The 23,972-nt window shown below is 72.3% G+C and carries 24 protein-coding genes and 1 tRNA gene; 8 read left to right on the forward strand and 17 right to left on the reverse strand.

The window, feature by feature from the left end; genetic code table 11:
• Positions 1-192: 192 nt before the first annotated feature.
• Positions 193-1,026: a D-hexose-6-phosphate mutarotase gene (locus ACFLFB_RS02560; RefSeq protein ID WP_392544137.1), complete on the forward strand. Its 834-nt coding sequence runs from the start codon at positions 193-195 to the stop codon at positions 1,024-1,026.
• Positions 1,026-2,207, forward strand: a complete 1,182-nt coding sequence (locus ACFLFB_RS02565; RefSeq protein ID WP_392544138.1) for an AGE family epimerase/isomerase — start codon at positions 1,026-1,028, stop codon at positions 2,205-2,207. The genes ACFLFB_RS02560 and ACFLFB_RS02565 overlap by 1 nt, the downstream gene beginning before the upstream one ends.
• Positions 2,208-2,218: 11 nt before the next feature.
• On the opposite strand, the gene ACFLFB_RS02570 is transcribed toward ACFLFB_RS02565, so the two are convergent.
• From ACFLFB_RS02570 to ACFLFB_RS02580, 3 genes are all read right to left on the reverse strand, one after another.
• Complete coding sequence (locus tag ACFLFB_RS02570; RefSeq protein ID WP_392544139.1) at positions 2,219-3,040, reverse strand: transglutaminase family protein; 822 nt, start codon at positions 3,038-3,040, stop codon at positions 2,219-2,221.
• Entirely contained in the window at positions 3,031-3,609 is a 579-nt protein-coding gene (locus ACFLFB_RS02575) for a TMEM165/GDT1 family protein (RefSeq protein ID WP_392544140.1), read from the reverse strand. Before ACFLFB_RS02575 ends, ACFLFB_RS02570 begins: the two co-directional genes overlap by 10 nt.
• A gap of 240 nt (positions 3,610-3,849) precedes the next feature.
• Complete coding sequence (locus tag ACFLFB_RS02580) at positions 3,850-4,326, reverse strand: MarR family winged helix-turn-helix transcriptional regulator (RefSeq protein ID WP_392544141.1); 477 nt, start codon at positions 4,324-4,326, stop codon at positions 3,850-3,852.
• Between the two features lie 74 nt (positions 4,327-4,400).
• Between ACFLFB_RS02580 and ACFLFB_RS02585 the strand changes: the two genes are divergently transcribed.
• Positions 4,401-4,589, forward strand: a complete 189-nt coding sequence (locus ACFLFB_RS02585) for a hypothetical protein (protein ID WP_392544142.1) — start codon at positions 4,401-4,403, stop codon at positions 4,587-4,589.
• Between the two features lie 155 nt (positions 4,590-4,744).
• Positions 4,745-5,770, forward strand: coding sequence for an NADP-dependent oxidoreductase (locus tag ACFLFB_RS02590; protein WP_392544143.1), 1,026 nt, complete (start codon positions 4,745-4,747; stop codon positions 5,768-5,770).
• A gap of 30 nt (positions 5,771-5,800) precedes the next feature.
• Here ACFLFB_RS02590 and ACFLFB_RS02595 read toward each other — a convergent pair whose 3' ends face one another.
• The 5 genes from ACFLFB_RS02595 to ACFLFB_RS02615 all read right to left on the reverse strand — a co-directional run bounded on the left by ACFLFB_RS02595 (position 5,801) and on the right by ACFLFB_RS02615 (position 10,286).
• Positions 5,801-6,988, reverse strand: a complete 1,188-nt coding sequence (locus tag ACFLFB_RS02595; protein ID WP_392544144.1) for a PLP-dependent aminotransferase family protein — start codon at positions 6,986-6,988, stop codon at positions 5,801-5,803.
• Positions 6,989-7,042: 54 nt separating this feature from the next.
• The gene (locus tag ACFLFB_RS02600; RefSeq protein WP_392544145.1) at positions 7,043-7,696 is read right to left on the reverse strand and encodes an RraA family protein; all 654 of its coding nucleotides are present in this window, start codon (positions 7,694-7,696) and stop codon (positions 7,043-7,045) included.
• 51 nt (positions 7,697-7,747) lie between these two features.
• A tRNA-Lys gene (locus tag ACFLFB_RS02605) sits at positions 7,748-7,823 on the reverse strand.
• A gap of 149 nt (positions 7,824-7,972) precedes the next feature.
• Positions 7,973-9,031, reverse strand: a complete 1,059-nt coding sequence (locus ACFLFB_RS02610; RefSeq protein ID WP_392544146.1) for a serine/threonine-protein kinase — start codon at positions 9,029-9,031, stop codon at positions 7,973-7,975.
• A gap of 100 nt (positions 9,032-9,131) precedes the next feature.
• Positions 9,132-10,286, reverse strand: a complete 1,155-nt coding sequence (locus tag ACFLFB_RS02615; protein ID WP_392544147.1) for a YihY/virulence factor BrkB family protein — start codon at positions 10,284-10,286, stop codon at positions 9,132-9,134.
• Between the two features lie 122 nt (positions 10,287-10,408).
• Between ACFLFB_RS02615 and ACFLFB_RS02620 the strand changes: the two genes are divergently transcribed.
• The 4 genes from ACFLFB_RS02620 (at position 10,409) to ACFLFB_RS02635 (ending at position 13,323) form a co-directional block, all read left to right on the forward strand.
• Positions 10,409-11,053, forward strand: a complete 645-nt coding sequence (locus ACFLFB_RS02620; RefSeq protein WP_392544148.1) for a hypothetical protein — start codon at positions 10,409-10,411, stop codon at positions 11,051-11,053.
• A gap of 291 nt (positions 11,054-11,344) precedes the next feature.
• A complete protein-coding gene (locus ACFLFB_RS02625; protein ID WP_392544149.1) occupies positions 11,345-11,566 on the forward strand; it encodes a hypothetical protein in 222 nt (73 codons plus the stop codon).
• Positions 11,567-11,699: 133 nt separating this feature from the next.
• The gene (locus tag ACFLFB_RS02630) at positions 11,700-12,323 is read left to right on the forward strand and encodes a DUF47 domain-containing protein (RefSeq protein ID WP_392544150.1); all 624 of its coding nucleotides are present in this window, start codon (positions 11,700-11,702) and stop codon (positions 12,321-12,323) included.
• A 4-nt stretch (positions 12,324-12,327) separates the two neighbouring features.
• The gene (locus tag ACFLFB_RS02635; protein WP_392544151.1) at positions 12,328-13,323 is read left to right on the forward strand and encodes an anion permease; all 996 of its coding nucleotides are present in this window, start codon (positions 12,328-12,330) and stop codon (positions 13,321-13,323) included.
• A 37-nt stretch (positions 13,324-13,360) separates the two neighbouring features.
• Here ACFLFB_RS02635 and ACFLFB_RS02640 read toward each other — a convergent pair whose 3' ends face one another.
• The 9 genes from ACFLFB_RS02640 to ACFLFB_RS02680 all read right to left on the reverse strand — a co-directional run bounded on the left by ACFLFB_RS02640 (position 13,361) and on the right by ACFLFB_RS02680 (position 23,966).
• The gene (locus tag ACFLFB_RS02640; RefSeq protein WP_392544152.1) at positions 13,361-14,401 is read right to left on the reverse strand and encodes a hypothetical protein; all 1,041 of its coding nucleotides are present in this window, start codon (positions 14,399-14,401) and stop codon (positions 13,361-13,363) included.
• 204 nt (positions 14,402-14,605) lie between these two features.
• Positions 14,606-15,382: a phosphate ABC transporter ATP-binding protein PstB gene (gene pstB / locus ACFLFB_RS02645; protein WP_392544153.1), complete on the reverse strand. Its 777-nt coding sequence runs from the start codon at positions 15,380-15,382 to the stop codon at positions 14,606-14,608.
• A gap of 53 nt (positions 15,383-15,435) precedes the next feature.
• Positions 15,436-16,368 (reverse strand): phosphate ABC transporter permease PstA, encoded by a 933-nt coding sequence (gene pstA / locus ACFLFB_RS02650; protein WP_392544154.1) that lies wholly within the window; start codon positions 16,366-16,368, stop codon positions 15,436-15,438.
• The gene (pstC, locus tag ACFLFB_RS02655) at positions 16,365-17,378 is read right to left on the reverse strand and encodes a phosphate ABC transporter permease subunit PstC (protein WP_392544155.1); all 1,014 of its coding nucleotides are present in this window, start codon (positions 17,376-17,378) and stop codon (positions 16,365-16,367) included. The genes pstA and pstC overlap by 4 nt, the downstream gene beginning before the upstream one ends.
• 114 nt (positions 17,379-17,492) lie before the next feature.
• Positions 17,493-18,617, reverse strand: a complete 1,125-nt coding sequence (gene pstS, locus ACFLFB_RS02660) for a phosphate ABC transporter substrate-binding protein PstS (protein WP_392544156.1) — start codon at positions 18,615-18,617, stop codon at positions 17,493-17,495.
• Positions 18,618-18,790: 173 nt separating this feature from the next.
• Positions 18,791-19,744, reverse strand: coding sequence for an NUDIX domain-containing protein (locus tag ACFLFB_RS02665; protein WP_392544157.1), 954 nt, complete (start codon positions 19,742-19,744; stop codon positions 18,791-18,793).
• Between the two features lie 29 nt (positions 19,745-19,773).
• Positions 19,774-22,086: an RNA degradosome polyphosphate kinase gene (locus ACFLFB_RS02670; RefSeq protein ID WP_392544158.1), complete on the reverse strand. Its 2,313-nt coding sequence runs from the start codon at positions 22,084-22,086 to the stop codon at positions 19,774-19,776.
• 142 nt (positions 22,087-22,228) lie between these two features.
• On the reverse strand, positions 22,229-23,266 hold the full coding sequence (gene mshD / locus ACFLFB_RS02675) for a mycothiol synthase (protein ID WP_392544159.1): 1,038 nt from the start codon (positions 23,264-23,266) through the stop codon (positions 22,229-22,231).
• Between the two features lies 1 nt (position 23,267).
• Entirely contained in the window at positions 23,268-23,966 is a 699-nt protein-coding gene (locus ACFLFB_RS02680) for a winged-helix domain-containing protein (protein ID WP_392544160.1), read from the reverse strand.
• Positions 23,967-23,972 lie beyond the last annotated feature (6 nt).

Here is a 23,972-nt window from a genome sequence, read left to right on the forward strand (position 1 = left end):
CCTGCGAGCAAAGTAATGGTCAAGTCAAGGTAAAGGCAGGTCGCTGACCTGCACAGACGTTTGGGGTACCGGGTTCTGCGCGGTTGTGCGTCCTCACAGCGGGGACCCAGGTGGGCTATTGACAGGGCCACCGATCGGTGCGGGACGACTGGCGTGTGGCCCGCCGCCGTCCTCCTCCGTAGGGTCGGGGTCATGGCCGACTCCCTCCCGCCGCCGCTCGCCGTCGAGACCTCGCGCTGCACCGGGGAGGTGCACGACCAGGGCGCGCAGGTCACCCGCTGGGCACCGGCCGGGGCCGCCCCCGTGCTCTACGTGAGCACGACGGCGCGATTCGAGCCGGGGCGCTCCATCCGGGGTGGGGTTCCCGTCTGCTGGCCGTGGTTCGGTCCGGGCCGCGCGGGAGGGCTCGAGCCGGCCCACGGCTTCGTCCGCACGGCCGCGTGGGAGCGGGTGTCGGCGGAGGAGGACGACGGCACCCTCGTCGTCACGCACCACATCACCGACGAGCAGGCGTCCTCGCCCCACTGGCCGCACCGGTACTCCCTCGAGCTGCAGGCCCGCCTCGGGGACACCCTCGAGCTCACCCTCACGACGACGAACACGGGGGACGCGCCGTTCATCGTCGAGGAGGCGCTGCACGCCTACCTCGTCGTCGGTGACGTCCGCCGGTCCACCCTCGAGGGCCTCGACGGCCGGTCGTACTTCGACAAGGTCGCCGGGACCGAGCGGGTGCAGTCCGGTCCCGTCGGGTTCGCGGGGGAGACCGACGCCGTCTTCCGCACGAGCGAGCCGGTCACCGTGGTCGACCCCGTCCTCGGCCGCCGCCTCGTCGTCTCCACCGAGGGAGCCGCCAACGTCGTGGTCTGGAACCCGTGGGCCGACAAGGCGGCCGAGGTGCCCGACATCGGCGACGACGACTGGACCGGCTTCCTCTGCGTCGAGGGCGCGAACGCCTTCGAGAACGCCGTCACGGTGGCGCCCGGGGACTCGCACTCGCTCACCTACCGCGTCGAGGTCGAGTCCTGATGAGCGCCGCCGCCGGGCCGTCGTGGCTCGACGCGCCGACCCACCAGGCGTGGCTGCGCGGCGGGATGGCCGACGTCCTCGGGTTCGCGCTGCCCTCGATCCGCGCCGGTGGCGGCTTCGACTGGCTCGACGCCGACGGTGCCCCGCTGCCGGGGAAGCGACCGCTGCTCTTCCTCACCGCCCGGATGGCGTGGGCGTCGGCGGTCGGCGTGCGGCACGGCATCCCGGGGTCGGGTGACCTGCTCGACCACGCGATGGAGTCGCTCACCGGGCTGCACGCGGACCCGGTGAACGGGGGCTGGTTCACCGAACCCGGCACCGAGACACCGAAGTCCACCTACGACCACGTCCACGTCGGGCTGGCGGCGGCGACCGCGCTCGGTGTCGGTCACCCCTCCGCTGGCCGGCTCCTCGAACAGGTCGTCGAGGTCGTCGACACCCACCTGTGGGACGAGGACGCCCGCGCCCTGCGCGAGTCGTTCGCCCCCGACTGGACCTCGCCCGAGGCGTACCGCGGAGCCAACGCGAACATGCACGGGGTCGAGGCGTTCGTGGCGATGGGCCGCGCCACGGGTGACGCCGTCTGGCACGAGCGAGCCCTCGACGTCGCCGACCGGCTGGTCAACCGGGCGGCCCGACAGCACGAGTGGCTTCTCCCCGAGCACTTCTCGGCGACCTGGGAGGAGCTACCCGAGTACAACCGCGACGACCCGCAGCACCCCTTCCGGCCGTTCGGCGCCACCTTCGGGCACTCGCTGGAGTGGGCCCGCTTCCTCCTCCAGCTCGAGGCGTCACCCCTGGTGGGGTCGCCGGACTGGCTGCTCGAGGGCGCTGAGCAGCTGACCCGCCGCGCCCTCGACGGCGGGTGGGCCCTCGACGGCCGGCCGGGGCTGGTCTACACCGTCGACTGGGACGGCGCTCCCGTCGCCGACGTCCGGCTGCACTGGCCGGTGTGCGAGGGCATCCAGGTGACGGCCGCCCTGGTCCGTCGGACCGGCGACACCCACTGGGAGGGCTGGTACCGACGCCTCTGGGACCACGCCGCGCGCTACTTCGTCGACGGCAACGGCACCTGGCGCAACGAGCTCGACGACGACCTGCGCGAGGCCGGGCAGATCTGGCCCGGACGGCCCGACGTCTACCACTGCCTCGGCGCGCTCGTCACCCCGCTCGAGGCCTGACGCTGCTCCGCTCAGGCGAGCGACACGAGGGCCGCCGGGTCGTCCTCCGGCAGTGAGGGCGCGGCCGTGGCGGTCACCTCGAACCGCGGTGCCCCGGAACGACCCCCGAGACCGGTGGTGATGGCGACGTCGGCCGCGTCACGCCCCGTCCCGATGCGCACCATCGACGCCCGCGGAGCCAGGTGGGTCGCGTCGACGAGCCGCCACACGCCGTCCACGGCCACCTCGACGACCGCGTGCGCGTCCATCGGCGACAGCCCCGGGGCGTACACCGAGACGTAGCGGGCCGGCATGCCGAGGGCGCGGCACATCATCGTGACGAGGTGCGCGTAGTCGCGGCAGACGCCCTGTCCGGTGAGGAGGGGGGTGAGGGCGTCGTCGGTGTAGGTGGTCGACCCCGGGAGGTAGAACAGCCGCCGGTGCGCCCACTGCACGATCGCCAGTGCCCGCGACGCGTCGTCGGTGAAGCCGCCGAACTCCGCTGTGGCGTAACCCTCCACGCGGTCGCTCGGACAGTATCGGCTGGGCAGGACGTAGGTGAGCGCCTCGGCCTCGGTGACGGGCTCGGGCTCGCGCTCGGCCAGCGAGACCGTGGCGTCGTAGGTGACCGTCACCTCACCCACCGGCGCGTCGATGACGTGCAGCCGGGTGCCGCGGTCGAACAGCACCTCGTGGTGCGCCACGGGCGACCCGTCGGGGCCGACGACGGTCAGCGACTCGGTGCGCTCGAGGTGGTCGGCCACGGCGACGGACACGGCGATGCGGCCCGCGTCGTCGACGGGGATGCCGAGGACCACCCGGACGGTGGACGAGGTCGCGCCGGTCACAGCCATCCCGCGCCCTGCGCGACGAGGAGTGCTCCGAACACGGCAAAGGCCACAGCCGCACCGTACTTGATGACCTTCTCGGGAAGCTTCTTGCCCAGCACGGCACCGACGCCGATGGCGAGGGCGTCGGCCACGACCATCCCGAGCGTGCTGCCGACCCACACCCCGAACCAGCTCTCCTGGGTGGCCAGGGTGATCGTGGCGAGCATGGTCTTGTCGCCGAGCTCGGCGAGGAAGAAGGCGACACCGACCGCGAGGAGCGCGGCGCCGGTGGAGCGGCGGGCCTTGTCGGCCTCGTCCTCGGTGAGCTCGTCACCGCGCAGCGTCCAGAGGGCGAAGGCGAAGAAGGCCAGTCCGGCGACGATCGAGATCGCCCCTTGGTACCGGCTGAAGGCCGTGCCGACCGCGGCGCCGATGGCGACCGAGGCGAGGTGGACGACCGCAGTCGCGACGGTGATCCCGATGAGGACGTCGCGGACCTTGTAGCGGGTGGCGAACGTCATCGCCATGAGCTGGCTCTTGTCGCCGAGCTCGGCGACGAAGATGACGGCGGTACTGAGCAGGAACGCGTACATGTGGGTCTCCTCGCGCACCCCGCCGAGGAGCGTCCGGACGCGCCTTCGGCCAGGCGCGCCCGTGGTGGTGGGTGCGTGCAGTGGCCGAAAGTCTCGTCCGCCACCTGAGGTGGCCCACCGCACCGGACCCGGAGGTCAGCGTGTCGACGCGGCGATTGGGGACTACTCCCTTTCACCGGGCACGCTACCGGGCACCTCGACGCCGCCGGAAATCGGTGGACGCGGTCGTCCGCGGGTCGGTCAGTCCACGCGCCGGGTCGCGTCGATGAGCGAGGTCAGGCGGTCACGGATGTCCTCGAGCTCGGCGACCTCCATGCCCAGCCGTTCGATGACGGCTGGCGGGATCCGCTCGGCCCGCCGGCGCAGCCGGCGACCGGACGGTGTGAGGGAGACGGCCACCGCGCGCTCGTCGGTGCGGTCGCGCTCACGGCTGACGTGCCCGGCGGCCTCGAGACGCTTGAGCAGGGGGGAGAGCGTGGCGGGCTCGAGGCTGAGCCGCTCGGCGATCTCCGAGACCCGCAGCGGGGACTGTTCCCAGAGGGCGAGCATCACGAGGTACTGCGGGTGGGTGAGGCCCATCGGCTCGAGGATCGGGCGGTAGATCCCGATGACGTTGCGCGACGCGACGGCGAGGGCGAAGCAGACCTGGCGGTCGAGGGCGAGGAGGTCGACGTCGACGTCCACGGCGCTGGCCTGGATGTTCGGTGGATGGGTCACGATTTCATCGTAGCGGCCGGGGGAGGTATTCTTTGCGTCATAACACTTAGTGCACTAACAATCTGGAGGACGCCATGGCCAAGGCCGACCGCGAGGGTCTCTCGCTCGGGTACCGGATCGGATGGCGGCTCCGGTACGCCGCCGTCAGCGTCTTCGGGCCGGCACAGCTCGGCACGCAGGACGACCCCCAGATGAAGCTGCGCCGCGAGAAGGCGGACAAGGTCGAGGCCGCCCGGCGCGGCCGCGGAGCACACCGCGCCTGACCGACCGCACACCCCGGGACGGCCCGGTTCGTCCCGGTTCGACCCGGGCCGTCCCGGGGTGTGCGGCGGTCCGAGGTGGCGGGGGTCACGGCATAGCCGACGGCCTGGCGCCGTTGGACGTGACGGTCGCCCCGTCCCCACGCCGGAAGGTCCCCATGTCCGCCACCACCGCGTCCCCCACCGCCGCTCCCCGCGAGGTCCGCCTCGTCTCGCGCCCCGTGGGCTGGCCGACGGCCGCCGACTTCGAGCTCGTCGAGAGCGCGGTCCCCGAGCTCGCCGACGGCCAGGTCCGGGTGCGGAACGTCGCGATGTCGGTGGACCCGTACATGCGCGGCCGGATGAGCGACGCGAAGTCGTACGCCGCGCCGTACGAGCTCGGCGAGGCGATGCAGGGCGGAGCCGTCGGCGTCGTCGAGGAGTCGCGGGCCGACGGGTTCGCGGTCGGTGACCACGTGCTGCACGGCCTCGGCTGGCGCGAGGTCGCGGTGCTCGACGCCTCGGCCGCCCGGGTCGTCGACACGAGCGCCGCCCCCGCGACCGCCTACCTCGGCGTCCTCGGGATGACGGGGCTCACCGCCTACGCCGGCCTCACCCGGGTCGCTGCGGTCAAGCCCGGCGACGTCGTCTTCATCTCGGGTGCCGCCGGCGCCGTCGGCAGCGTGGCCGGACAGGTCGCGAAGGCGCTCGGCGCGAGCCGCGTCATCGGGTCGGCGGGGTCGGCCGAGAAGGTGGCGCACGTCATCGACGACCTCGGTTTCGACGCCGCGTTCTCGTACAAGGACGGGCCCGTGTCGCGCCAGCTGCGCGAGGCCGCCCCCGACGGCATCGACGTCTACTTCGACAACGTGGGCGGCGAGCACCTCGAGGCCGCGATCGGGTCGCTGCGCCAGGGTGGGCGGATCGCCGTCTGCGGCGCGATCTCGGTCTACAACGACACCGAACCGGCTCCCGGCCCGCGCAACCTGTCCCGCCTCATCCAGACCCGCGGCCGCATCGAGGGGTTCCTCGTCGGCGACCACTGGGACCTCGCCCGTGAGTACGCGGGCCACGCCGCGCAGTGGATCGCCGAGGGCCGGCTGCAGTCGCGCGAGACGTTCGTCGACGGCATCGACCACGCGGTCGACGCCTTCCTCGGCGTCCTGCGCGGAGACAACACCGGCAAGATGGTCGTCCGCCTCTGACCTGCGCTGAGCGGCCCCGCCCGGGGCCGCTCAGGCCAGCGCGTCGCGGAGCAGGCGGCCCATCGACTGCACCCCGGCCACCAGGCGCTCGTCCGGGACCCCCGAGTAGCTCATCCGGGCGTGGTTCGCCTCGGGGCGGTCGGCGAAGAACGGCGTGCCGGGCACGATGATGACGCCCGCCTGCGGGATGAGGACGTCGCGCTGGAAGGCGGCCACGTCGAGGCGTTCCGGGAACGTCACCCACGTGAAGAGGCCGCCCTCCGCGCGCGTCCAGGTGATCCCCTCGGGGAAGTGCTCCTGCATCGTCGCGAGCATGAGGTCGCGCTGGTGGCGGTAGGTCGGGAGCATGCCCGCGATGTGCGCCTCGATGTCGTGCCGGGCGAGGTAGGCCGCGGCCGCGCGCATGTTGAGCGTGCCGTTCTGGGTGTCGGCGGCGAGCTTGAGCAGCGCCAGCTTCTCGCGGACCTCGGGGTCCGCGAGGGCCCAGCCGAGGCGGAGGCCGGGCGCGAGGATCTTCGAGAAGCTCCCGAGGTGCACGACGCGGCCGCCGGTGTCCAGGCTCTTGATGGTGGGGAGCCGCTCGCCCTCGTAGCGCAGCTCGCGGTAGGGCGTGTCCTCGAGGACGACGACGTCGTGCTCCTCGGCGAGCTCGACCAGCCGGCGGCGCCGGGCCAGGCTCATCGTGCGGCCGGTGGGGTTCTGGAAGTCCGGGACCGTGTAGACGATCTTCACCCGGTCGGTGGTGCGCAGGACCCGCTCGAGGGCGTCGGTGTCCATCCCCTCCTCGTCCATCGGCACCGAGCGGTAGTCGGGCTCGCACGGGTTGAAGGCGATGAGCGCCCCGAGGAAGGTCGGCCGCTCGGTGACGATGACGTCACCGGCGTCGACGAAGAGCTTCGCCGTGAGGTCCAGGCCCTGCTGGCCGCCCTGGGTGATGAGGACGTCGTCGGCCTCGCACGGCATGCCGTCGGCGGTGAGGCGGGCCGCGACGAGGGCGCGCAGGGCCGGGAGTCCCTCGGAGGCCGTGTACTGCAGGGCCGACGCGTTGCCCGCCGACAGCAGGTCGTCGTAGATGGAGTGGAGGTCGTCCATCGGGAACAGCGTCGGGTCGGGGTAGCCGCCCGCGAACGACGTGATCCGCGGATCGCCTGCGAGAGAGAGGAACTCGCGGATCGCCGAGGGCTGGACGCGCTCGGCGCGGCGGGCGAACGAGGTCATGGCTGGTCTCCCTGCGGTGGCGCTGTCGAGGCGGTCGGTCGGTCGCCGGGTGGCTCAGCCGAAGGCCAGCCCTCCGGGCCGCCCCTCGCGCAGGGCGGCCAGGTGCTCGTCGTAGTTCATGGCGTCGAAGAGGGAGGCACCGTCGAGCATCCGGGCCCGGAGGGCCTTCTCCCGCTCCTCGATCGCCTCGGCACCGTCGAGGGCGGCGGCGAGCTCGTCCTCCGACCCCACGACGAGCCCGTCGTCATCGCCCACGATGATCTCGCCGGGGTTCACCCGCACCCCGTCGAGGTCGAGGGGGACGCCGGTCTCGGGGAGGGCCTTGGCCGGGTAGGCGTTGGGAGCGGCGCCCGTCGACCAGACCGGCAGGGGCAGGGCGGCGAGGGTGGCCGTGTCCCGCGACCGGCCGAGGATGACGATCCCGGCCAGCCCGCGGCGCAGGGCCTCCGTGCCGAACAGCTCGCCGGCGACGGCGCGCTCGTCCCCGCCGGCGTCCACCACGAGGACGTCCCCCGGCCCGGACTCGCGCAGCGCGTGGATGACCGACATCAGGTCTCGCTCGGCCCGGGCCGTGACGACCCGGCCGACGAGGTGGTGTCCGGGGGCGACCGGTCGCAGCCGGGCGGGCAGGACGCGCAGGGCCGGCGAGGCGTCCACGAGGCTGGTCGTCGACAGGTTCCGCAGGCGGTCCAGCACGGGCTCGGACATGGACGGGTCCTCTCGTCGAGGGAGGGGGGCCGGGACGGCCGACGTGCGAGGTGGTGGGCCCCGTGGGGCTCGAACCCACAACCTACGGATTAAAAGTCCGCAGCTCTGCCAATTGAGCTAGAGGCCCCGGGCTCGCGCCCGGGCGACAGTATCGCCCACGAGGGCAGTCCGTGCGCCGGCGCCCGGGGCGTACCGGTGGCCCGCACGGCACCCCTGCCGTGCGGGCCACCGACCGAGGGGCGAGCCCACACGCGCGCCCCTCGGTCACCCCACCCCTCAGTGGGTCAACCCGTACCAGGCCACCGCGGCGGCGGCGAGGACGACGAAGCTGATGGCCGGGATCCACGCCCAGTGGACGTGGCCCGGCGGAGCCTGCACGACGCCGACCGAGGTCGGGGTCGGGGTCGGGTCGGCGTCACCGGTCCATCGTGGCGGGGCCGCGGGTCGGTCGTCCATCCCGGCCTCGTCCAGCTCGGCCTTGCCGACGACCGCGGCCGCGCTGGCAGCGGTCTCCGGGAGGTCGGACTCCCGCAGGCCGAGGCGCTCACCGAGCTCGCGGGCGCTCGCGGGGCGCTCCTCGGCCTTCTTCATCAGGCACTGCTCGATGAGGGAGCGCAGCTCCGGCGGGACGTGCGGGGGCAGCGGCGGCGGGGGCTCGTTCACCTGGGCCAGGGCTGTGGCCACGGGGGTTCCCTTGTCGAAAGGCCTTCTGCCGGTGAGCATCTCGTGCGCCACGATGCCGAGGGCGTAGAGGTCCGACGCGCCGGTGGCCCGCTCGCCGAGGGCCTGCTCGGGGGAGAGGTAGTGCGGCGTGCCGAGGACCTCACCGGTCTGTGTCTGCCCAGACCCGTCGACCGCGCGGGCGATGCCGAAGTCGGTGAGCTTCACGGCGCCCTCGGGGGTGACGAGGATGTTCGCGGGCTTGACGTCGCGGTGCACCACACCGGCCTCGTGGGCCGCGCCCAGGGCCAGCGCCGCCTGCCCCATGATCGAGCGGACGCGCGCGGGGTCGAGGGCGCCCTCGCGCTGGACGAGCGCTGACAGCGGCTCTCCCGGGACGAGCTCGAGGACGAGGTAGGCGAACGGGTCGTCCTCGCCGTAGTCGAGGACGGTGGCCACGTTGGGGTGCGACAGGTTGGCGGCGTAGAGCGCCTCGCTGCGGAACCGCTGGGCGAAGACCTCCTCGTCGGTCCCCGGGCGCAGCACCTTGACCGCGACATCACGCGAGAGGACGTCGTCGCGTGCCTCCCAGACGTCCCCCATGCCTCCCGACGCGATGCGTCCGACGAGGGCGTAGCGGCCACCCAGGACGCTGCCGACATCGAGGCGGCTCATTGAGGGGTCCGGTGGCTCACGTCGCTGAGCATAGCCCCGCGCGAGGTCGTCGGAGGACGGCCATTCACCTGCGATGTTGAAGGTCTGTCGAGCCTCCCGGTCAGGGGGTGTCACGCCTGCCTCCGGCGGCGAGCTCCGAGGGGAGCGGCTCGAGATCGACGCCATCGTGGGCGGGGGTTCGAGAGGGGACTCGTCGGGTCTGGTCACGCCCTCGTCCGTACCCGTCCGCGCGCTCTCCAACCCCCGAGGAGGCGGCCGCGGCCTCGGCATCCAGCCGGATCCGGCGACCCTCGAGCACCCGCTCCTCGAGCTTGCCCGCGGCCTTCACCGCCCCGGAGTCGTCGCGCGGCGGCAGCTGCAGGGTGCGCTCGGCCCGGATGCCGGCCTGCAGCTCGCGCGCCCGCTCGAGCTCGGAGTCGACCTCCGCCCCGAAGAGCAGCGCGAGGTTGGTGATCCACAGCCACAGCAGGAAGACGACGATGCCGGCGAGCGAGCCGTAGGTCTTGGCGTACGACCCGAACGTCGTGACGTAGAAGCCGAACCCCACGGAGGCCAGCACCCACAGGATGATCGCGACGCCGGCACCCACCGAGACCCAGCGGAACCGGGGCTGCCGGACGTTGGGCGTCCAGTAGTAGAGGACGGCCACCATCGAGACGACGACGGCGAGGATGACCGGCCACTTGACGACGCCCCAGGTCGTGACGGTGGCGCCCTCCAGCCCGATGGCGCGGCCCACGCCCTCCGCGACGGGGCCGCTGACGACGAGCCCGACGAGGACGAGCGCCGCCATCAGGACGAGCAGGAGGGTGATGAGCACCTGCTGCGGGCGCAGCTTCCATACCGGGCGCCCCTCGTCGACCTGGAAGATGCGGTTGAGCGCGCGCCCGAAGGCCCCCACGTAGCCCGACGCGGAGAACAGCGCGGTCGCGATGCCGAGGACGAGGGCGAACCCGGCGCCGCTCGCCCCCACCATCGCGCGGATGGGCTCCTCGAGCTGCTCGGCCGTGTCGGTCTGGCCGAGCTGCTTGATGACGTCGAGCAGCGCCTGCGTCGTGGACTCGCCCTGGCCGAAGACGCCGAGGAGGGAGATCAGGGCGAGCAGGGCCGGGAAGACCGCGAGGACGGAGTAGTACGTGAGTGCGGCCGCGAGGTCGGTGCACTGGTCGCGCTGGAACTTCGCGAAAGCGGCCGTGGCCGTGTACCGCCACCCTTCCGGGCGGAGGTCCGTCGGGGACTCGGGGAGGCGCGCCACGCCTCCAACCTAACCCGCGCAGCGGCATCCGGCGGCCCCGAGGGACGGCCCGGACCTGCGGTGACGGACGCGCCCCGAGCCCTTGCCGGGTGGCGCGGGGGAGCCGGTGCGACACTTGCGCGATGACGACGGACGGCGGACGCGCCCTGCCCCGACGGCCGGTGCCCCTCGGGCCCGGTGGGCTCGAGGCGCACGGTGGCACCCGCCCCGGGCCCGCGGAGGTCACCGAGGTGGCGCACCAGACGGCCGCGATCCTCGTGGGGACGGGACGGGCCGCGCACGACCCCGAGGTCACCTCGCGGCTCGTCGGGCTCGTCGACGACCTGGGCCTGTCGACCGTCGCGGACCTGTGGTCGGCCCGGCCGGCGCGGTCGCTGCCGGGGGCGCTGTGGCGCCTGTACGCGCTGCGCGAGTGGGTGCGGCGCAGCCCGGAGGAGGCCAGCCGGCAGTACGCCGCGGGCATCCGGTTCACCGACGTCGCGCACGCCGTGGCCGGCATCGCCGAACCGCCCCGGCCCGAGGAGCTGCAGCGGGTGGCCGACCAGATCCTCGCGGGGGTGTTCGAGGGCGACCTCGCGGTGGCGCTCGAGCGGGCGGCGGCGTTCTGCGCCGTCATCTCGGCGGGACGGGCCGAGCTGGCCCACGACCGTGACGCCCTCGACCCGGGCGGGGCGCACGACCTCACGACGTCCGCGGCGGCGATGCTGACGACCGGCGAGGACCTGCGGGCCAGCGCGCGGCTCTGGCGCTCCGACGACCTCGACTGAGGGTCCGCGGGAGTCGCTGTTCGCGTTCGGGAACACCTCACGGACCCCGAGGCGTTAGTGTCGACGGTGGGTGCCGGGCCGCGGCAGCCCCGGGTCCCAACATCAGCCGCTTCGAGCGGCCTCGCGCCGTGAGGCGCTCCCGGTCCGGCACCCACTTCCTCCCTTCCGCTGCGCCGCGCCCCGACGGGCCGGCCTCGCCCCGACGGTTCGACGGACAGGGGGGCCCGATCGAGTCATTTGCTGTGGACAACGGCCATCTGTCGTCCGCGCGCCCGTAGTGTCGACCTCGTGATGCAGGACCCTTCGCTCCATGACGAGCAGCTCGAGAACGAGATCAAGCTCGTTGGCGAGCTGGTCCTCGCGGCGTCACAGCACGAGTCGGCGCTGAGCCAGGCCGAGATCGACGAGGTCCTCGGCCTCGATGGCGAGGACGCTGCGGACGAGGACGCTCGCGGCGTCGGCGCCCCGGCCGAGGTGGCCGTGACCGACCCCGCGGGGGCCGTCGAGCACTGAGCCCCGGCGCGTCCTCGCGACCCGCCGGACGCCTCCGTCGTGCGGCGAGACCGGACGGCCCCCGGCTACCCGCCGTCCTCCTCGTGGACATAACCTGTGCACACGACCTGGCCCCCTGTTCAGGAGACCGACCGTGGGCATCCGCCTCACCCCGCAGGACCCCCGCTTCTTCGAGCTGTTCGCCGCCTCCGCGCGGCACCTCGTCGACGCCGCGGGCGAGCTGACGACCCTGCTCGGGGCGTCGGCCGAGGAGCGTGAGCTCATCCTCAAGCGGGTCCACGAGATCGAGGCGTCGTCGGGCGAGGCGGCCCACGCCATCATCCGCCAGGTCAACGGCTCGTTCGTCACGCCCTTCGACCGCGCCGACATGCACGGGCTGGCCGTGCAGCTCGACGGGTGCGTCGGCCTCATCGAGGCGGCGGTCGACCTCATCGTGCTGTACCGCGTCGACGAGGTGCTGCCGCGCGTGGCCAAGCAGGTGGAGGTCATCTCCCGGATGGCCGAGCTCACCGCCGACGCGATGTCGCGGCTGCGCTCGATGAAGGGGCTCACCGCCTACTGGGCCGAGGTCAGCCGGCTGGAGAACCGGGCGAACAAGCAGTACCGCCGGATGCTCGCCGAGCTGTTCAACACCCCCAAGGCCGACCCCATCACGGTGATGAAGCACAAGGACATCATCGACGCGCTCGAGGCGGCGGCGAACGGCTTCGAGCAGGTGGCGCTCAAGGTGGAGTCGATCGCGGTCCGGGAGTCCTGAGCGGGTGGACTGGCTGCCCGTCACGCTCGTCGTCGTGCTGGCGATGGGCTTCACGTACACCAACGGTTTCCACGACGCCGCCAACGCGATCGCCACCTCGGTGACGACGCGGGCGCTGACCCCGCGCATCGCGCTCGCGCTCGCCGCGGTGATGAACCTGCTCGGGGCGTTCGTCGGGGTGCGGGTGGCGCAGACCATCGGCAGCGACATCATCGAGGTGCCGATGGGCGGGACCGGCGTCGCGATCTGCGCGGGGGCGCTGGTCGGGGCGACCGGGTGGAACATGCTGACGTGGTGGCGGGGGCTGCCGTCGTCGTCGTCGCACGCGCTGATCGGCGGTCTCGGCGGGGCGGCGCTCGCCGGCGGGGCGACCGTGAAGTGGGACGGCATCGTCAACAAGGTGCTCGTGCCGATGGTGCTGTCGCCGGTGGTGGGGCTCGTCGCCGGGTTCGCGGTGATGGCGGCGATCCTGTGGATCTTCCGGCGGGCCCGTCCGGGGCCGACGGCGCGGGGGTTCCGGTACGCGCAGACGGTGTCGGCCGCGGCGATGGCGTTCGGGCACGGGATGCAGGACGCGCCCAAGACCGCGGGCGTGGTGGCGCTGACGCTCATCGCCAGCGGGCACCGGGCCCCGGGGGACGAGTCGATCCCGGTGTGGGTCATCGCGCTGTCGGCGGTGGTGCTGTCGCTGGGCACGTACGCCGGCGGGTGGCGGATCATGCGCACGCTCGGGCGGCGCATCATCGACCTCGACCCGCCCCAGGGGTTCGCGGCCGAGACGACGGCCGCGGCGGTGCTCTACGTGGCGACGGCCACGGGGGCGCCGGTGTCGACGACGCACGCCATCACCTCGGCCATCATGGGCGCGGGGGCCACGAAGTCGGCCAAGGCGGTGCGCTGGGGGGTGGCGCGCCAGATCGTCCTGGCGTGGGTGCTCACGTTCCCCGGCGCCGGCGTGGCCGCCGCCCTCGCCTACGGCGCCCTCTCCCTCCTCACCTGACCCCCCGAAGCCGACTTCGTGCGACTTTGGTGCGGTTTCAGGCGGCCGCGCGCCCGTAATCCGTACCGAAGTCGCACGAAGTCAGGGGTGCTCGGCAGCACGAGCACGTCAGGTGGGCACGGATGCGCCGGGGATCGGTCCGCTCGACCTCGCTGCGCCATCGTGCCTCGACCAGCAGCTGGCGTGTCGTGATGTCGGCGGTGGTCCACCTGACGACCCCGAGGCCGCACGCCCTGAGGCCGACCTCGCGCTCACCGGCTGCGAGCACGCGGCTCGCCACCGCCTCGGGGCGGCGGTCGAGGGTCGGGTCGACGTCGCCCAGGTACTTGCCGCGACCATCGGCCTCCGCGACGACGCCGAGGCCGGGCCAGGAGCCGTCGACTCGGCCGAGGAAGCGGCCCTGGGTGTCGTGCACGACGACCTGGGGGATCCACCGCGGCAGCCCCATCCGGTGGAAGGCCGCGGCCGACCAGGACTCCAGCCAGGTCTCCCGGCGGGGGTCGAGCAGGGAGAGGACGGCCTCGCCTCGAAGGATCCCCGGCCACCGGCGCTGGAAGTCGCGCATCGTCCGGAGGTCCGTGACGGTCGTGAGGCCAGCGCGGACCGCGGAGTCGGCCATGGCCAGCCCATCGCCGACAGTGAGGTGCCGGGCGCTGTCGACGACAGAGCGAGCGAGGGTCGTCCGCTGTATGTCGTCGTCGGCCTCGAGATGGTGCGGTGTGAGCTCTCCTCGGTACAGCGTCATCCAGGATCCGGGAGACCTCGAACGCACCTGGTCCTCGATCGTCACCGATGGGCGAGGGAGCGGGGTCCTGGGCCACGGCAGGCCGTGCAGGAGGGCGGCACTGACGTGGCTCACCGCGCAGCCGTCCACAGCGCGGCCGGCAGCGCGCGCCATCATCCGGTGGCGCTGCACCCGGTCATCGGGCCAGCGTGTCGGGTCGGCGTAGATCCCTCGCCCGAGGCGGAGCACCTGCCCGTTCCTCGTGGCCGTGGACAGCCGGCGCTGGTCGAGACCCTCGCCCCGCGCCTCCGTGGCGAGGAAAGCGACCTCCAGCCCTGCCAGTTCCACCCGCACCACCCCACCATCACGGCGAGCACGGGGATCTTCCAGCGTCGGCCGACCTGCTGTGGACAACGCTCCTCACCCGCGGTCCCTGTGGACGACGGGCACTCACCCCCACTTCGTGCGACTTGAGTGCGGTTCTGGCGCTCACGACGGCGAGAACCCGTACACAAGTCGCACGAAGTCGGGGGTTGGAGGCCGGGGCGCGGGGGGGGGTTAGCCGAAGCGGCCGCTGATGTAGTCCTCGGTCGCCTTCTCGGTGGGGTTGCTGAAGATGCGCTGCGTGTCGCCCACCTCGACCAGGCGCCCGGGCTCACCGGTGGCCTTGAGGTTGAAGAACGCGGTCTGGTCGGAGACGCGTGCCGCCTGCTGCATGTTGTGCGTGACGATGACGATCGTGTAGTCGGCCTTGAGGTCGTTGATGAGGTCCTCGATGGCCAGGGTCGAGATCGGGTCGAGCGCCGAGCACGGCTCGTCCATGAGCAGCACCTGCGGGTTGACCGCGATGGCGCGCGCGATGCACAGCCGCTGCTGCTGCCCACCGGACAGCCCGGCGCCCGGCTTGTCGAGGCGGTCCTTGACCTCGTTCCACAGGTTCGCGCCCTTCAGCGACGCCTCGACGACCTCGTCGAGCTTCTTCTTGCCCTTGACCCCGTTGAGCCGCAGCCCGGCCGCCACGTTGTCGCGGATCGACATCGTGGGGAACGGGTTCGGCCGCTGGAACACCATGCCCACGGTGCGCCGCACGGCCACGGGGTCCATCGAGGACGCGTAGAGGTCCTGGTCGTCGAGCATCACCGAGCCGTCGACGCGACCGCCGGGGATCACCTCGTGCATCCGGTTCAGCGTCCGCAGCACGGTGGACTTGCCGCAGCCGGACGGGCCGATGAAGGCGGTCACGGAGCGCGGCTCCACGGTCATCGTCACCCCTTCGACGGCCTTGAAGTCGCCGTAGTAGATGTCGAGGTCCTTGACGTCGATGCGCTTGGCCATGGTGTGGGCCCTTTCGTCGTGCCGTGCGGAAAGTCGGTGGGGGAGAGGAGGGCTCAGCTCTTGACCTTGCTGAAGCGCCCGATGAAGCGGCCCAGCAGGTTGAGCAGGAAGATGATGAGGATCAGGGTGAGCGCGGCGCCCCACACGCGGTCGATGGCCGGCTGGAGGTTCTCGGTGCGGTCGTTGTTGATCATCGTCGGCAGGGTGCCCATGAGGCCGCCGAACAGGTCGTGGGCGAGGACCTTGGTGTACGGCCCGAGGATGATGAGCGGCGCCGTCTCGCCCATGACGCGCGCGAGCCCGAGCAGGACGCCGGTGACGATCCCGGAGAACGCCGTGGGGATGACGATCTTCATGATCGTCTTCCACTTCGGCACGCCCAGCGCGTACGAGGCCTCGCGCAGCTCGTTCGGCACGAGCTTGAGCATCTCCTCGGTGGAGCGCACGACCGTGGGGATCATCAGCAGGGTCAGCGCGAGGCAGACCGCGAACCCGACCCGCTGGAAGTTGAACGTCGTCACCCACAGCGCGTAGATGAACAGCGCCGCGACGATCGACGGAACGCCGGTGAGGATGTCGACCATGAACGAGACGGCCTTGGCCAGCCGTCCGCGCCCGTACTCGACGAGGTAGACGGCGGTCAGCACGCCGATGGGGACCGAGATGACCGCGGTGACGGCGGCCTGCATCAGGGTGCCCTGGATGGCGTGGGCGGCGCCGCCACCGACGCGGCGGGCGGTGATGCCGGCCTGCGAGTTGGTCCACCAGGTGGCGTCGAGCAGCATGTGGCCGCCCTTGAGCAGCGTGCTGCCGAGGATCCACAGCAGCGGGATGCAGGCGATGACGAACGCGGTCCACATGAGGACGCGCGCGATGAGGTCCTTCGCCGCACGGCCACCGGACTTGGCCGTGAGGCCGCCGCCGCGCGGACCGGCCGGGCCGGCGGGCTCGCTGCGGCGGGTGCTCTCGAGCTGGGCGGTGCTCATTCGGAGAAGGCCTTCCTGCGCTCGATGACGATGCGGGCGATCGCGTTGACGACGAAGGTCAGGACGAACAGGACCAGGCCGGCGGCGATGTAGGCGCCCGTCTTCTGCGGGGTGTCGAACTCGCCTGCGCCCAGGGCGATCCGCGAGGCGAAGGTCGAGCCGCCGCCGAAGATCGAGAAGCTCCAGGGCGACGAGCTGTTGAGCGTGGAGAGGATGATGACGACCGCCAGCGTCTCGCCGAGCGCGCGCCCCAAGCCGAGCATCGCGGCGCTGATGATGCCGGGTTTGCCGTAGGGCAGCACCGCCACGCGGATCATCTCCCACTGCGTCGCCCCGAGGGCCAGGGCGCCCTCCTTGTGGGTCGTGGGCACCTGCGCGAAGACCTCGCGCGAGATCGCCGTGATGATCGGCAGGATCATGATCGCCAGGATGATGCCGGCGAAGGCGAGCGTCGACCTCGCGGAGGTGTCGGCATCGGCGAGGAAGGGGACCCAGCCGAACACCGTCGTCACGAGGTCGGCGACCGGCTGGAAGTACTGGCCCGCGATCTGGATGGCCCAGAAGCCGTAGACGATCGACGGCACGGCGGCGAGCAGGTCGATGGTGCCGGCGGCCGGGCGCGACAGCCACGGCGGCGCGTACTGGGTGATGAAGAGGGCGCACGCCACACCGAGCGGCACGGCGATCGCCATCGCGATGATCGAGGTCACCAGGGTGGCCCAGGCGAGGTCGGCGATGCCGAACCTCGGGTTGGCGCCGCTCGGCTCCCAGATCCGCGAGGTGAGGAAGTTCGCGTCGTTGTTCAGCAGCGACGGCACGGCCTGCCAGAGGAGGAACACCCCGACGAGGGTGACGATCCCGATGACGAGGATGCCCGAGCCGGTGGCCAGCCCGCCGAAGATCCGGTCGCCGAGGCGGCCGGTCGAGGCGCGGTCGGCCTCGAGCGGCGGGCGCCCGTCGGGGCCGGGCAGCTCGTCGCTGGCCGAGTGGCCGGTGATGGAGGTCGACACGGGTCTCCTCGTGGGTCTCGTCGTCGGGGTGGGGCCGTGGGTGAGGGGGCGGGCCGGGTTCCGGCCCGCCCCCTCGGGGTCAGGTCAGCGGCCGGAGCCGCCGAGTGACGATGGTCAGGACAGGGCCCCGATGGCGGCCTCGACCTTGGTCTGCACCGACGCCGGGAGCGGCGCGTAGCCGATCTTCTCCAGGCCGGACTGGACCTCGGTGGACGCGAAGTGCGTGAGGAAGGCCTTGATCTGCTTGGCCTTCTCGGCGTCCTTGTTCTTCGAGCAGACGATCTCGTAGGTGACGAGGAGGATCGGGTACGCCCCGGCCTCCTTGGTCGCGTAGTCGAGCTTGAGGCGCAGGTCGTTGCCCTCGCCGTCGGCCTTCGCGGCCTCGACGGCCTTGCCGACCGACTCGCTGGTCAGCTCGACCGCGCCGCCGCCGTTGTCGACCTGGGCGATGCCGAGGTCGTTGTCCTTGGCGTAGCTCCACTCGACGTAGGTGATGCCACCGTCGGTGGACTTCACGCCCTCGGCGACACCCGCCGACTTCTCCTTGCCCTCGCCCTTGCCGGTCCACTTCTTGCCGGGCTCGTCGGTCCAGACGTCGGCCGCAGCGGCCTTGAGGTACTTGGTGAAGTTCTCGGTCGTGCCCGACTCGTCGGAGCGGAAGAAGACCTTGACCGGCGTCGCAGGGAGGGTGGCGCCGGGGTTGACGGCGGCGATCTTCGGGTCGTTCCAGGTGGTGATGGTGCCCTTGAAGATGTCCGCAGCGACGGCCGGGGTCAGGACGAGCTTGTCGACGCCCTTGACGTTGTACGAGATGGCGATCGGGCCGGTGACCATGGGGATGTTCCAGGCCGGCGAGCCGCAGTAGGTGGCGGCGGCGTCGGCCTCGATGACGCCGTCCTTCTCCACGGTCTTCAGCGCCGAGTCGGAGCCGGCGAAGTCGACCTGGCCCGCGATGAACTGCTTGATGCCCGCACCGGAGCCGGTGGGGTTGTAGTTGACGGTGGCCTTGCCGCCGCACAGGTCGCCGAAGGAGGCGGCGGCCTCCTCGAAGGCGTTCTTCTGGGCGGAGGAGCCCTCGGCGTTCAGGGTGCCCTCGAAGCAGTCGCCGGCGGTGGACGCCGAGGCGGAGGAGGAGCCCGAGGCGCCGGTGCCGGTGTTGTTGTCGGATCCACAGCCCGCAAGGGCGATCGACCCGACCAGGGCGAGAGCCGCCACCTGGCCGAAACGCTGAATCTTCACTGTCTGTACCTCTCGGAGGACAAGGGTCATGGGGACGGGCAACGGCGCCCGACGTCAGTGACGGTAGGGAGGCTCGGTGACGCGGCGGCCCGTCCCGGGTGAACGGACCGTGAACGCCGTCCGGCCATTGGTCGTCCGGTTGGTCAGGGGAAACCGGCGCCTCCGGGAGGGCCTCAGGGGAGGTGGCGCTCCACCGCGACGACGCGCGCGTCATCCCCCGTGCCCACGACGTGGCAGACGAGCGCCTCGCCCTTCGCGAGCTTGCTGTCGCGGGCCTCGGCGAACTCCTCGACGACCTCCACGGCACCGGCAGCGTCGAGGTCGAGGCGCGCCGCGACCATCTCGAGCAGGACGGGCAGCACCGGCCCGTGGGTGCACAGCAGGGCCGGTTCGCCGCGCCCGAGGAGGCGCAGCAGGTGCTTGGGCGCCTTCGTGGCGTCCTCCTCGTACCCCTCCTCGGACAGTCCGGCGCGGGTGCGCAGGCGCGTGCCGGCGGCCCGCGCGAACGGCTCGACCGTGCGCAGGCAGCGCTCCGACGGGGAGGAGACGACGCGGGTCACCCCGTAGGCGCCCAGCACGGCGGCCAGGGCTTCGGCCCGCGCCGTGCCTGCTGCGTCCAGCGGTCGCAGCGTGTCGTCGGACCCGTCGTAGTCACCGCGCGACACCGCGTGCGCGTGGCGGACCAGGACGAGCGGCCAGGTGTCGAGCCGGTCGTCCTGCTGGAGGCGGACGAGGGCGAGCAGCTGGTCGCGGTCGCGGGCGTAGTCCAGGCGGGCGTGGGCCTCGGCCACGGAGAGCCAGACGACCTCGTCGATCTCGTTGAGCAGGTGTCCGTGGCCGCCCGTGACGCGTGCCGACCAGTAGCGGACCACCTTGTCGCCGGGCTCGCCGCGGTCGAGGACGACGTAGCGCGACTCCGGCAGCGGGGGCCCGAGCCGCACGACGAGCCCGGTCTCCTCCTCCGTCTCGCGCGCGGCCGCGACGGCCCAGTCCTCACCCGGGTCGAGCTTGCCCTTGGCCCACGACCAGTCGTCGTACCGCGGCCGGTGCACGAGCGCGACCTCGAGGCCGTCGTCGCGCAGGCGCCACGGCAGCGTCCCGGCGGCGGGGATCCTCGTGGGGGACACGGTGGTCGGTGGCCTCGGTACCGCGGCGCTCAGCGCCGGCGGGCCTTGCGACGTCGCTTGGCGTGCATCTCGATGAGGGCCTGCTGGAGGTCGAGGAGAGGCGCGCCGTCGTCATCGAGGTAATGCCGGATCCAGCGTCCGTCGCTGCCGAGCCGCCAGTGCGAGTACTCGTCGCTCATCCCGCGCGCCACGAGCGACTCGAGGTCGGCGACGTGGCGGGGGTCGGAGAGGCGCACGAGGCACTCGACGCGGCGGTCGAGGTTGCGGTGCATCATGTCGGCACTGCCGATGTAGACCGCCGTCTCGCCGCCCGCGCCGAACAGGAAGATCCGTGAGTGCTCGAGGAAGCGGCCCAGGATGGAGCGCACCTCGATCGTCTCGGACACCCCGGGGATGCCGGGCCGCAGCGCGCAGATGCCGCGCACCCACAGCTGCACCTTCACGCCGGCTTGGGAGGCCCGGTAGAGGGCGTCGATGATCTGCTCGTCGACGATGGAGTTGACCTTGATGGCGATGCGCCCGGAGCCGGGGTTCGCGCGCTCGTGCTCGATCTCGGCGTCGATGAGGCTGACCAGCCCGGAGCGGACCGACCGCGGCGCGACGAGCAGGCGCTTGAAGCGGCTGCGCGGGGCGATGCCCGAGAGCTGGTTGAACAGGCGGGTGAGGTCCTCGCCGACCTGCTCGTCGTCGGTGAGCAGGCCGAAGTCCTCGTAGAGGCGCGCGGTCTTGGGGTTGTAGTTGCCCGTGCCGACGTGGCAGTAGCGGCGCAGCCCCTCGGCCTCCTGCCGCACGACGAGCGCCAGCTTGCAGTGGGTCTTGAGCCCGACGATGCCGTAGACGACGTGGACCCCGGCGTGCTCGAGCTTGCGGGCCCAGGTGATGTTGTTGACCTCGTCGAAGCGGGCCTTGATCTCGACGACGGCCAGGACCTGCTTGCCGGCCTCGGCGGCGTCGATGAGGGCGTCGATGATCGGGCTGTCGCCGCTCGTGCGGTACAGCGTCTGCTTGATGGCGAGCACGCGAGGGTCGGCGGCCGCCTGCTCGATGAAGGCCTGCACCGACGTCGAGAACGAGTCGTAGGGGTGCTGGAGCAGGACGTCCTGCTTGCGGATCGACGCGAAGATGTCGCGGGCCTTGGCGCTCTCGGTGGGCGCGAGGTCGGCGTTGGTGCGGGCGACGAACGGCTCGAAGTGCAGCTCGGAGCGCTCGAGGTCGGCGATGACGTTGAGCGAGCGGATGTCGAGCGGCGCGGGCAGGCGGTACACCTCCGAGGAGGCGACCCCGATCTCGCGGACGATGAGGTCCAGGACGTGGTCGTCCATGTCCTCCTCGACCTCGAGGCGCACGGGCGGGCCGAAGCGGCGCCGGGTCAGCTCGCGCTCGAGCGCGGTGAGGAGGTTCTCGTTGTCGTCCTCCTCCACCTCGAGGTCCTCGTTGCGGGTGACCCGGAAGGTGAAGTGCTCGCGGACCTCCATCCCGGGGAAGAGGTGCTCGAGATTGGCGGCGATGACGTCCTCGAGGGGCACGAACCGGGTGTCGTACATGTCGGCGAGGACGTCCTCCTCCGGACCGACCTCGATGCGCAGCAGGCGGGGGAGGACCTCGGGCACCTTGACGCGGGCGAAGTGCTCCTTGCCGGTGCGGGGGTTGACGAGCACGACGGCGAGGTTGAGCGACAGGCCGGAGATGTACGGGAACGGGTGCGCGGGGTCGACGGCCAGCGGGGTGAGGACGGGGAACAGCCGGGCGCGGAACACGGTGCCGAGGCGCTCGCGCTCCTCCTCGGCGAGCTCGTCCCAGCGGACGATGGTGATGCCCTCCTGCGCCAGCGCGGGGCGGACCTGCTCGCCGTAGACGCGGGCCTGCATCGACATCAGCTCGTGGGCGACGTGCGAGATCTGGTCGAGGATCTCGCGCGGCTCCAGGCCCGAGGCCGAGCGGACGGCGATGCCCGTGGCGATGCGGCGCTTGAGCCCGGCGACGCGGACCATGAAGAACTCGTCGAGGTTCGAGGTGAAGATCGCCAGGTAGCGGCAGCGCTCGAGGAGGGGGACGTTGTCGTCGGCGGCGAGCTGGAGGACGCGCTCGTTGAACTGCAGCCAGCTGATCTCGCGGTCGAGGAAGCGGTCGGTGGGCAGCCCGTCCTCGTCCTCGACGGGGGCGACCTGCGGCGGGCGCACGAAGCGGCCGTTGGTGGCGCGCGGCGGGTGGGAGCGCGTCTCGCTCGCCGAGGCACTCGCGATCGAGACCTCGCTGACGATGTGCGCGTCGGCGGAGGCCCCGGCCGCGGTGTCGCGTGCGGTGGCCTGCTCCTCGACCTCGACTCCCGTGTCCGTCGTCATGCCTCCAATCCTGTCAGGTCGATGCAACTCCCCGTGACCCCTCGCGCTGGCTGGTCACCCGAAACGGGCCCTGCGGCGCGGTCATCCGACTCATTGCGCTGGGTGAACGCGTCGACCGGTGTGTCGCGTTCGCTGAGCGCAGTCAGTCCGAGGAGGTGGGGGGCACCGAGTACTGGCCGTCGACGGACGTGTCGACGAAGCCGAGCCGCTGGTACGTGCGCCGGGCCGCGGTGTTGTCGCCGTCGACGTAGAGGTCGACCTCTGCGAGGCCGAGCCGGGCGAGGTGGGCCAGGCCGAGGGCCGTGAGCGGTCCGCCGAGGCCGCGCCCCTGGTACGTCGGGTCGACCCCGACCACGTACACCTCCCCAACGCCCTCGCGGACTTCGTCCGCGTTGGCGCCGGGGCCCCGCCCAGTCCCGTGCCGGACGTCGTCCGTCCCGGAACCGTGGGCCCGTCCCGAGCCGTGCCGGACGTCGTCCGTCCTGCCTCCGTCGGCCTGTCCCGGGGTGGCATCGGGCTCGACCTTGGTCCAGTGGAAGGCGACCACCCGACCGGCGGCGTCGTCCTCGAGGAGGAGGAAGCCCGCCGCGTCGAACCACGGCTGCGCCATCCGTTCGCGCAGGTCGGCGACGGTCAGCCGACCCTGCTCGGGGTGCGACGCGAACGCCGCCGCGTTGAGGGTGACCCACGCCTCGTCATCAGGACCGGGCACGAACGGGCGCACCGAGAAACCCTGCGGCAGAGCGGGATCCGCGCGGTCGTCATCGGTGAGGGGCCGCGCCATCCGGTGGAGGCTGCGGGTGAGGGTCAGGCCTGCGGAGGACGCCAGGGCCTCTGCGGCGGGCAGCAGCCCGTGCGACCAGACGCTGCGGGTGCCTTCGCCGAGCGCCGCGTCGAGCAGGGCCCGCCCGTGACCGCGGCGCCGGTGGTCGGGGTCGACGACGAGCTCGGCGACGGCATCGTCCGTGCCGGCCGCCGCGACCTGCGCGTAGCCCACGAGGTCGCCGCCGTCGTCCATCGCCAGCAGGTGGACCACGCCGTCGCGCGCGGGCCCGACCGCCATCCGGAACGCCTCCGAGACCGCGCCCACGCCATCGGCGTCCTGAGCCCGCGACCACAGCGACCGCAGCCGCTCGGTGGTCTCCGCGTCGACCGCGAGGACCCGCTCGGTGCGACCCACGTCAGCCCTCGACCTCCGAGAAGCTGTCGGCGACCTCGGGGACGAAGCGGTACCCGACGTTGCGCACGGTGCCGATGAGCACCTCGTAGTCGGTGCCGAGCTTGGCGCGCAGCCGGCGGACGTGGACGTCGACCGTGCGCGTGCCGCCGAAGTAGTCGTAGCCCCAGACCTCCTGGAGCAGCTGGCTGCGGGTGAACACGCGGCCGGGGTGCTGGGCGAGGTACTTGAGGAGCTCGAACTCCTTGTAGGTGAGGTCGAGCAGCCGCCCCCGCAGCCGGACCGAGTACGTGGCCTCGTCGATGACGAGGGCGCCGGCCGTGATGGGGCCGCCCTCCTCCGGCGCGGCCTCGGCCGTGCGCCCCAGGGCCAGCCGCAGCCGGGCCTCGACCTCGGCGGGGCCGGCCGTGTCGAGGATGACGTCGTCGATGCCCCAGTCGCTCGTGATGCCGGCGAGCCCGCCCTCGGTGACGACGACGAGGAGCGGCGCCGAGCTGCCCGTGGTGACGATGACGCGGCACAGCGACTTGGCCATCGCGAGCTCGCGGCGGGCGTCGACGATGACGACGTCGGCCGCCGGGGCGTCGACGAGTGCACTGCCCTCCGCCGGGAGGATGCGAACATGGTGCGACAGGAGCCCGAGCGCCGGAACGACCTCGGCGGAGGGCGCCAAGGTGTTCGTCAACAGCAGCAGGTGGGCCATTGCCCC

The organism is Oryzobacter telluris, from assembly GCF_043099285.1.
In the GTDB taxonomy this organism is placed as follows: domain Bacteria; phylum Actinomycetota; class Actinomycetes; order Actinomycetales; family Dermatophilaceae; genus Oryzobacter; species Oryzobacter telluris.

What these genes read in the sequence shown, in the direction of transcription:
- ACFLFB_RS02590 (WP_392544143.1), top strand. Translation starts at nt 4,745, where the DNA reads ATGTCCGCCACCACCGCGTCCCCCACCGCCGCTCCCCGCGAGGTCCGC.
- ACFLFB_RS02625 (WP_392544149.1), top strand. Translation starts at nt 11,345, where the DNA reads ATGCAGGACCCTTCGCTCCATGACGAGCAGCTCGAGAACGAGATCAAG.
- ACFLFB_RS02560 (WP_392544137.1), top strand. Translation starts at nt 193, where the DNA reads ATGGCCGACTCCCTCCCGCCGCCGCTCGCCGTCGAGACCTCGCGCTGC.
- ACFLFB_RS02575 (WP_392544140.1), bottom strand. Translation starts at nt 3,609, where the DNA reads ATGTACGCGTTCCTGCTCAGTACCGCCGTCATCTTCGTCGCCGAGCTC.
- ACFLFB_RS02600 (WP_392544145.1), bottom strand. Translation starts at nt 7,696, where the DNA reads ATGTCCGAGCCCGTGCTGGACCGCCTGCGGAACCTGTCGACGACCAGC.
- ACFLFB_RS02565 (WP_392544138.1), top strand. Translation starts at nt 1,026, where the DNA reads ATGAGCGCCGCCGCCGGGCCGTCGTGGCTCGACGCGCCGACCCACCAG.
- pstA (WP_392544154.1), bottom strand. Translation starts at nt 16,368, where the DNA reads ATGAGCACCGCCCAGCTCGAGAGCACCCGCCGCAGCGAGCCCGCCGGC.
- ACFLFB_RS02620 (WP_392544148.1), top strand. Translation starts at nt 10,409, where the DNA reads ATGACGACGGACGGCGGACGCGCCCTGCCCCGACGGCCGGTGCCCCTC.
- ACFLFB_RS02670 (WP_392544158.1), bottom strand. Translation starts at nt 22,086, where the DNA reads ATGACGACGGACACGGGAGTCGAGGTCGAGGAGCAGGCCACCGCACGC.
- ACFLFB_RS02585 (WP_392544142.1), top strand. Translation starts at nt 4,401, where the DNA reads ATGGCCAAGGCCGACCGCGAGGGTCTCTCGCTCGGGTACCGGATCGGA.
- ACFLFB_RS02570 (WP_392544139.1), bottom strand. Translation starts at nt 3,040, where the DNA reads ATGGCTGTGACCGGCGCGACCTCGTCCACCGTCCGGGTGGTCCTCGGC.
- ACFLFB_RS02610 (WP_392544146.1), bottom strand. Translation starts at nt 9,031, where the DNA reads ATGAGCCGCCTCGATGTCGGCAGCGTCCTGGGTGGCCGCTACGCCCTC.
- pstB (WP_392544153.1), bottom strand. Translation starts at nt 15,382, where the DNA reads ATGGCCAAGCGCATCGACGTCAAGGACCTCGACATCTACTACGGCGAC.
- ACFLFB_RS02680 (WP_392544160.1), bottom strand. Translation starts at nt 23,966, where the DNA reads ATGGCCCACCTGCTGCTGTTGACGAACACCTTGGCGCCCTCCGCCGAG.
- ACFLFB_RS02595 (WP_392544144.1), bottom strand. Translation starts at nt 6,988, where the DNA reads ATGACCTCGTTCGCCCGCCGCGCCGAGCGCGTCCAGCCCTCGGCGATC.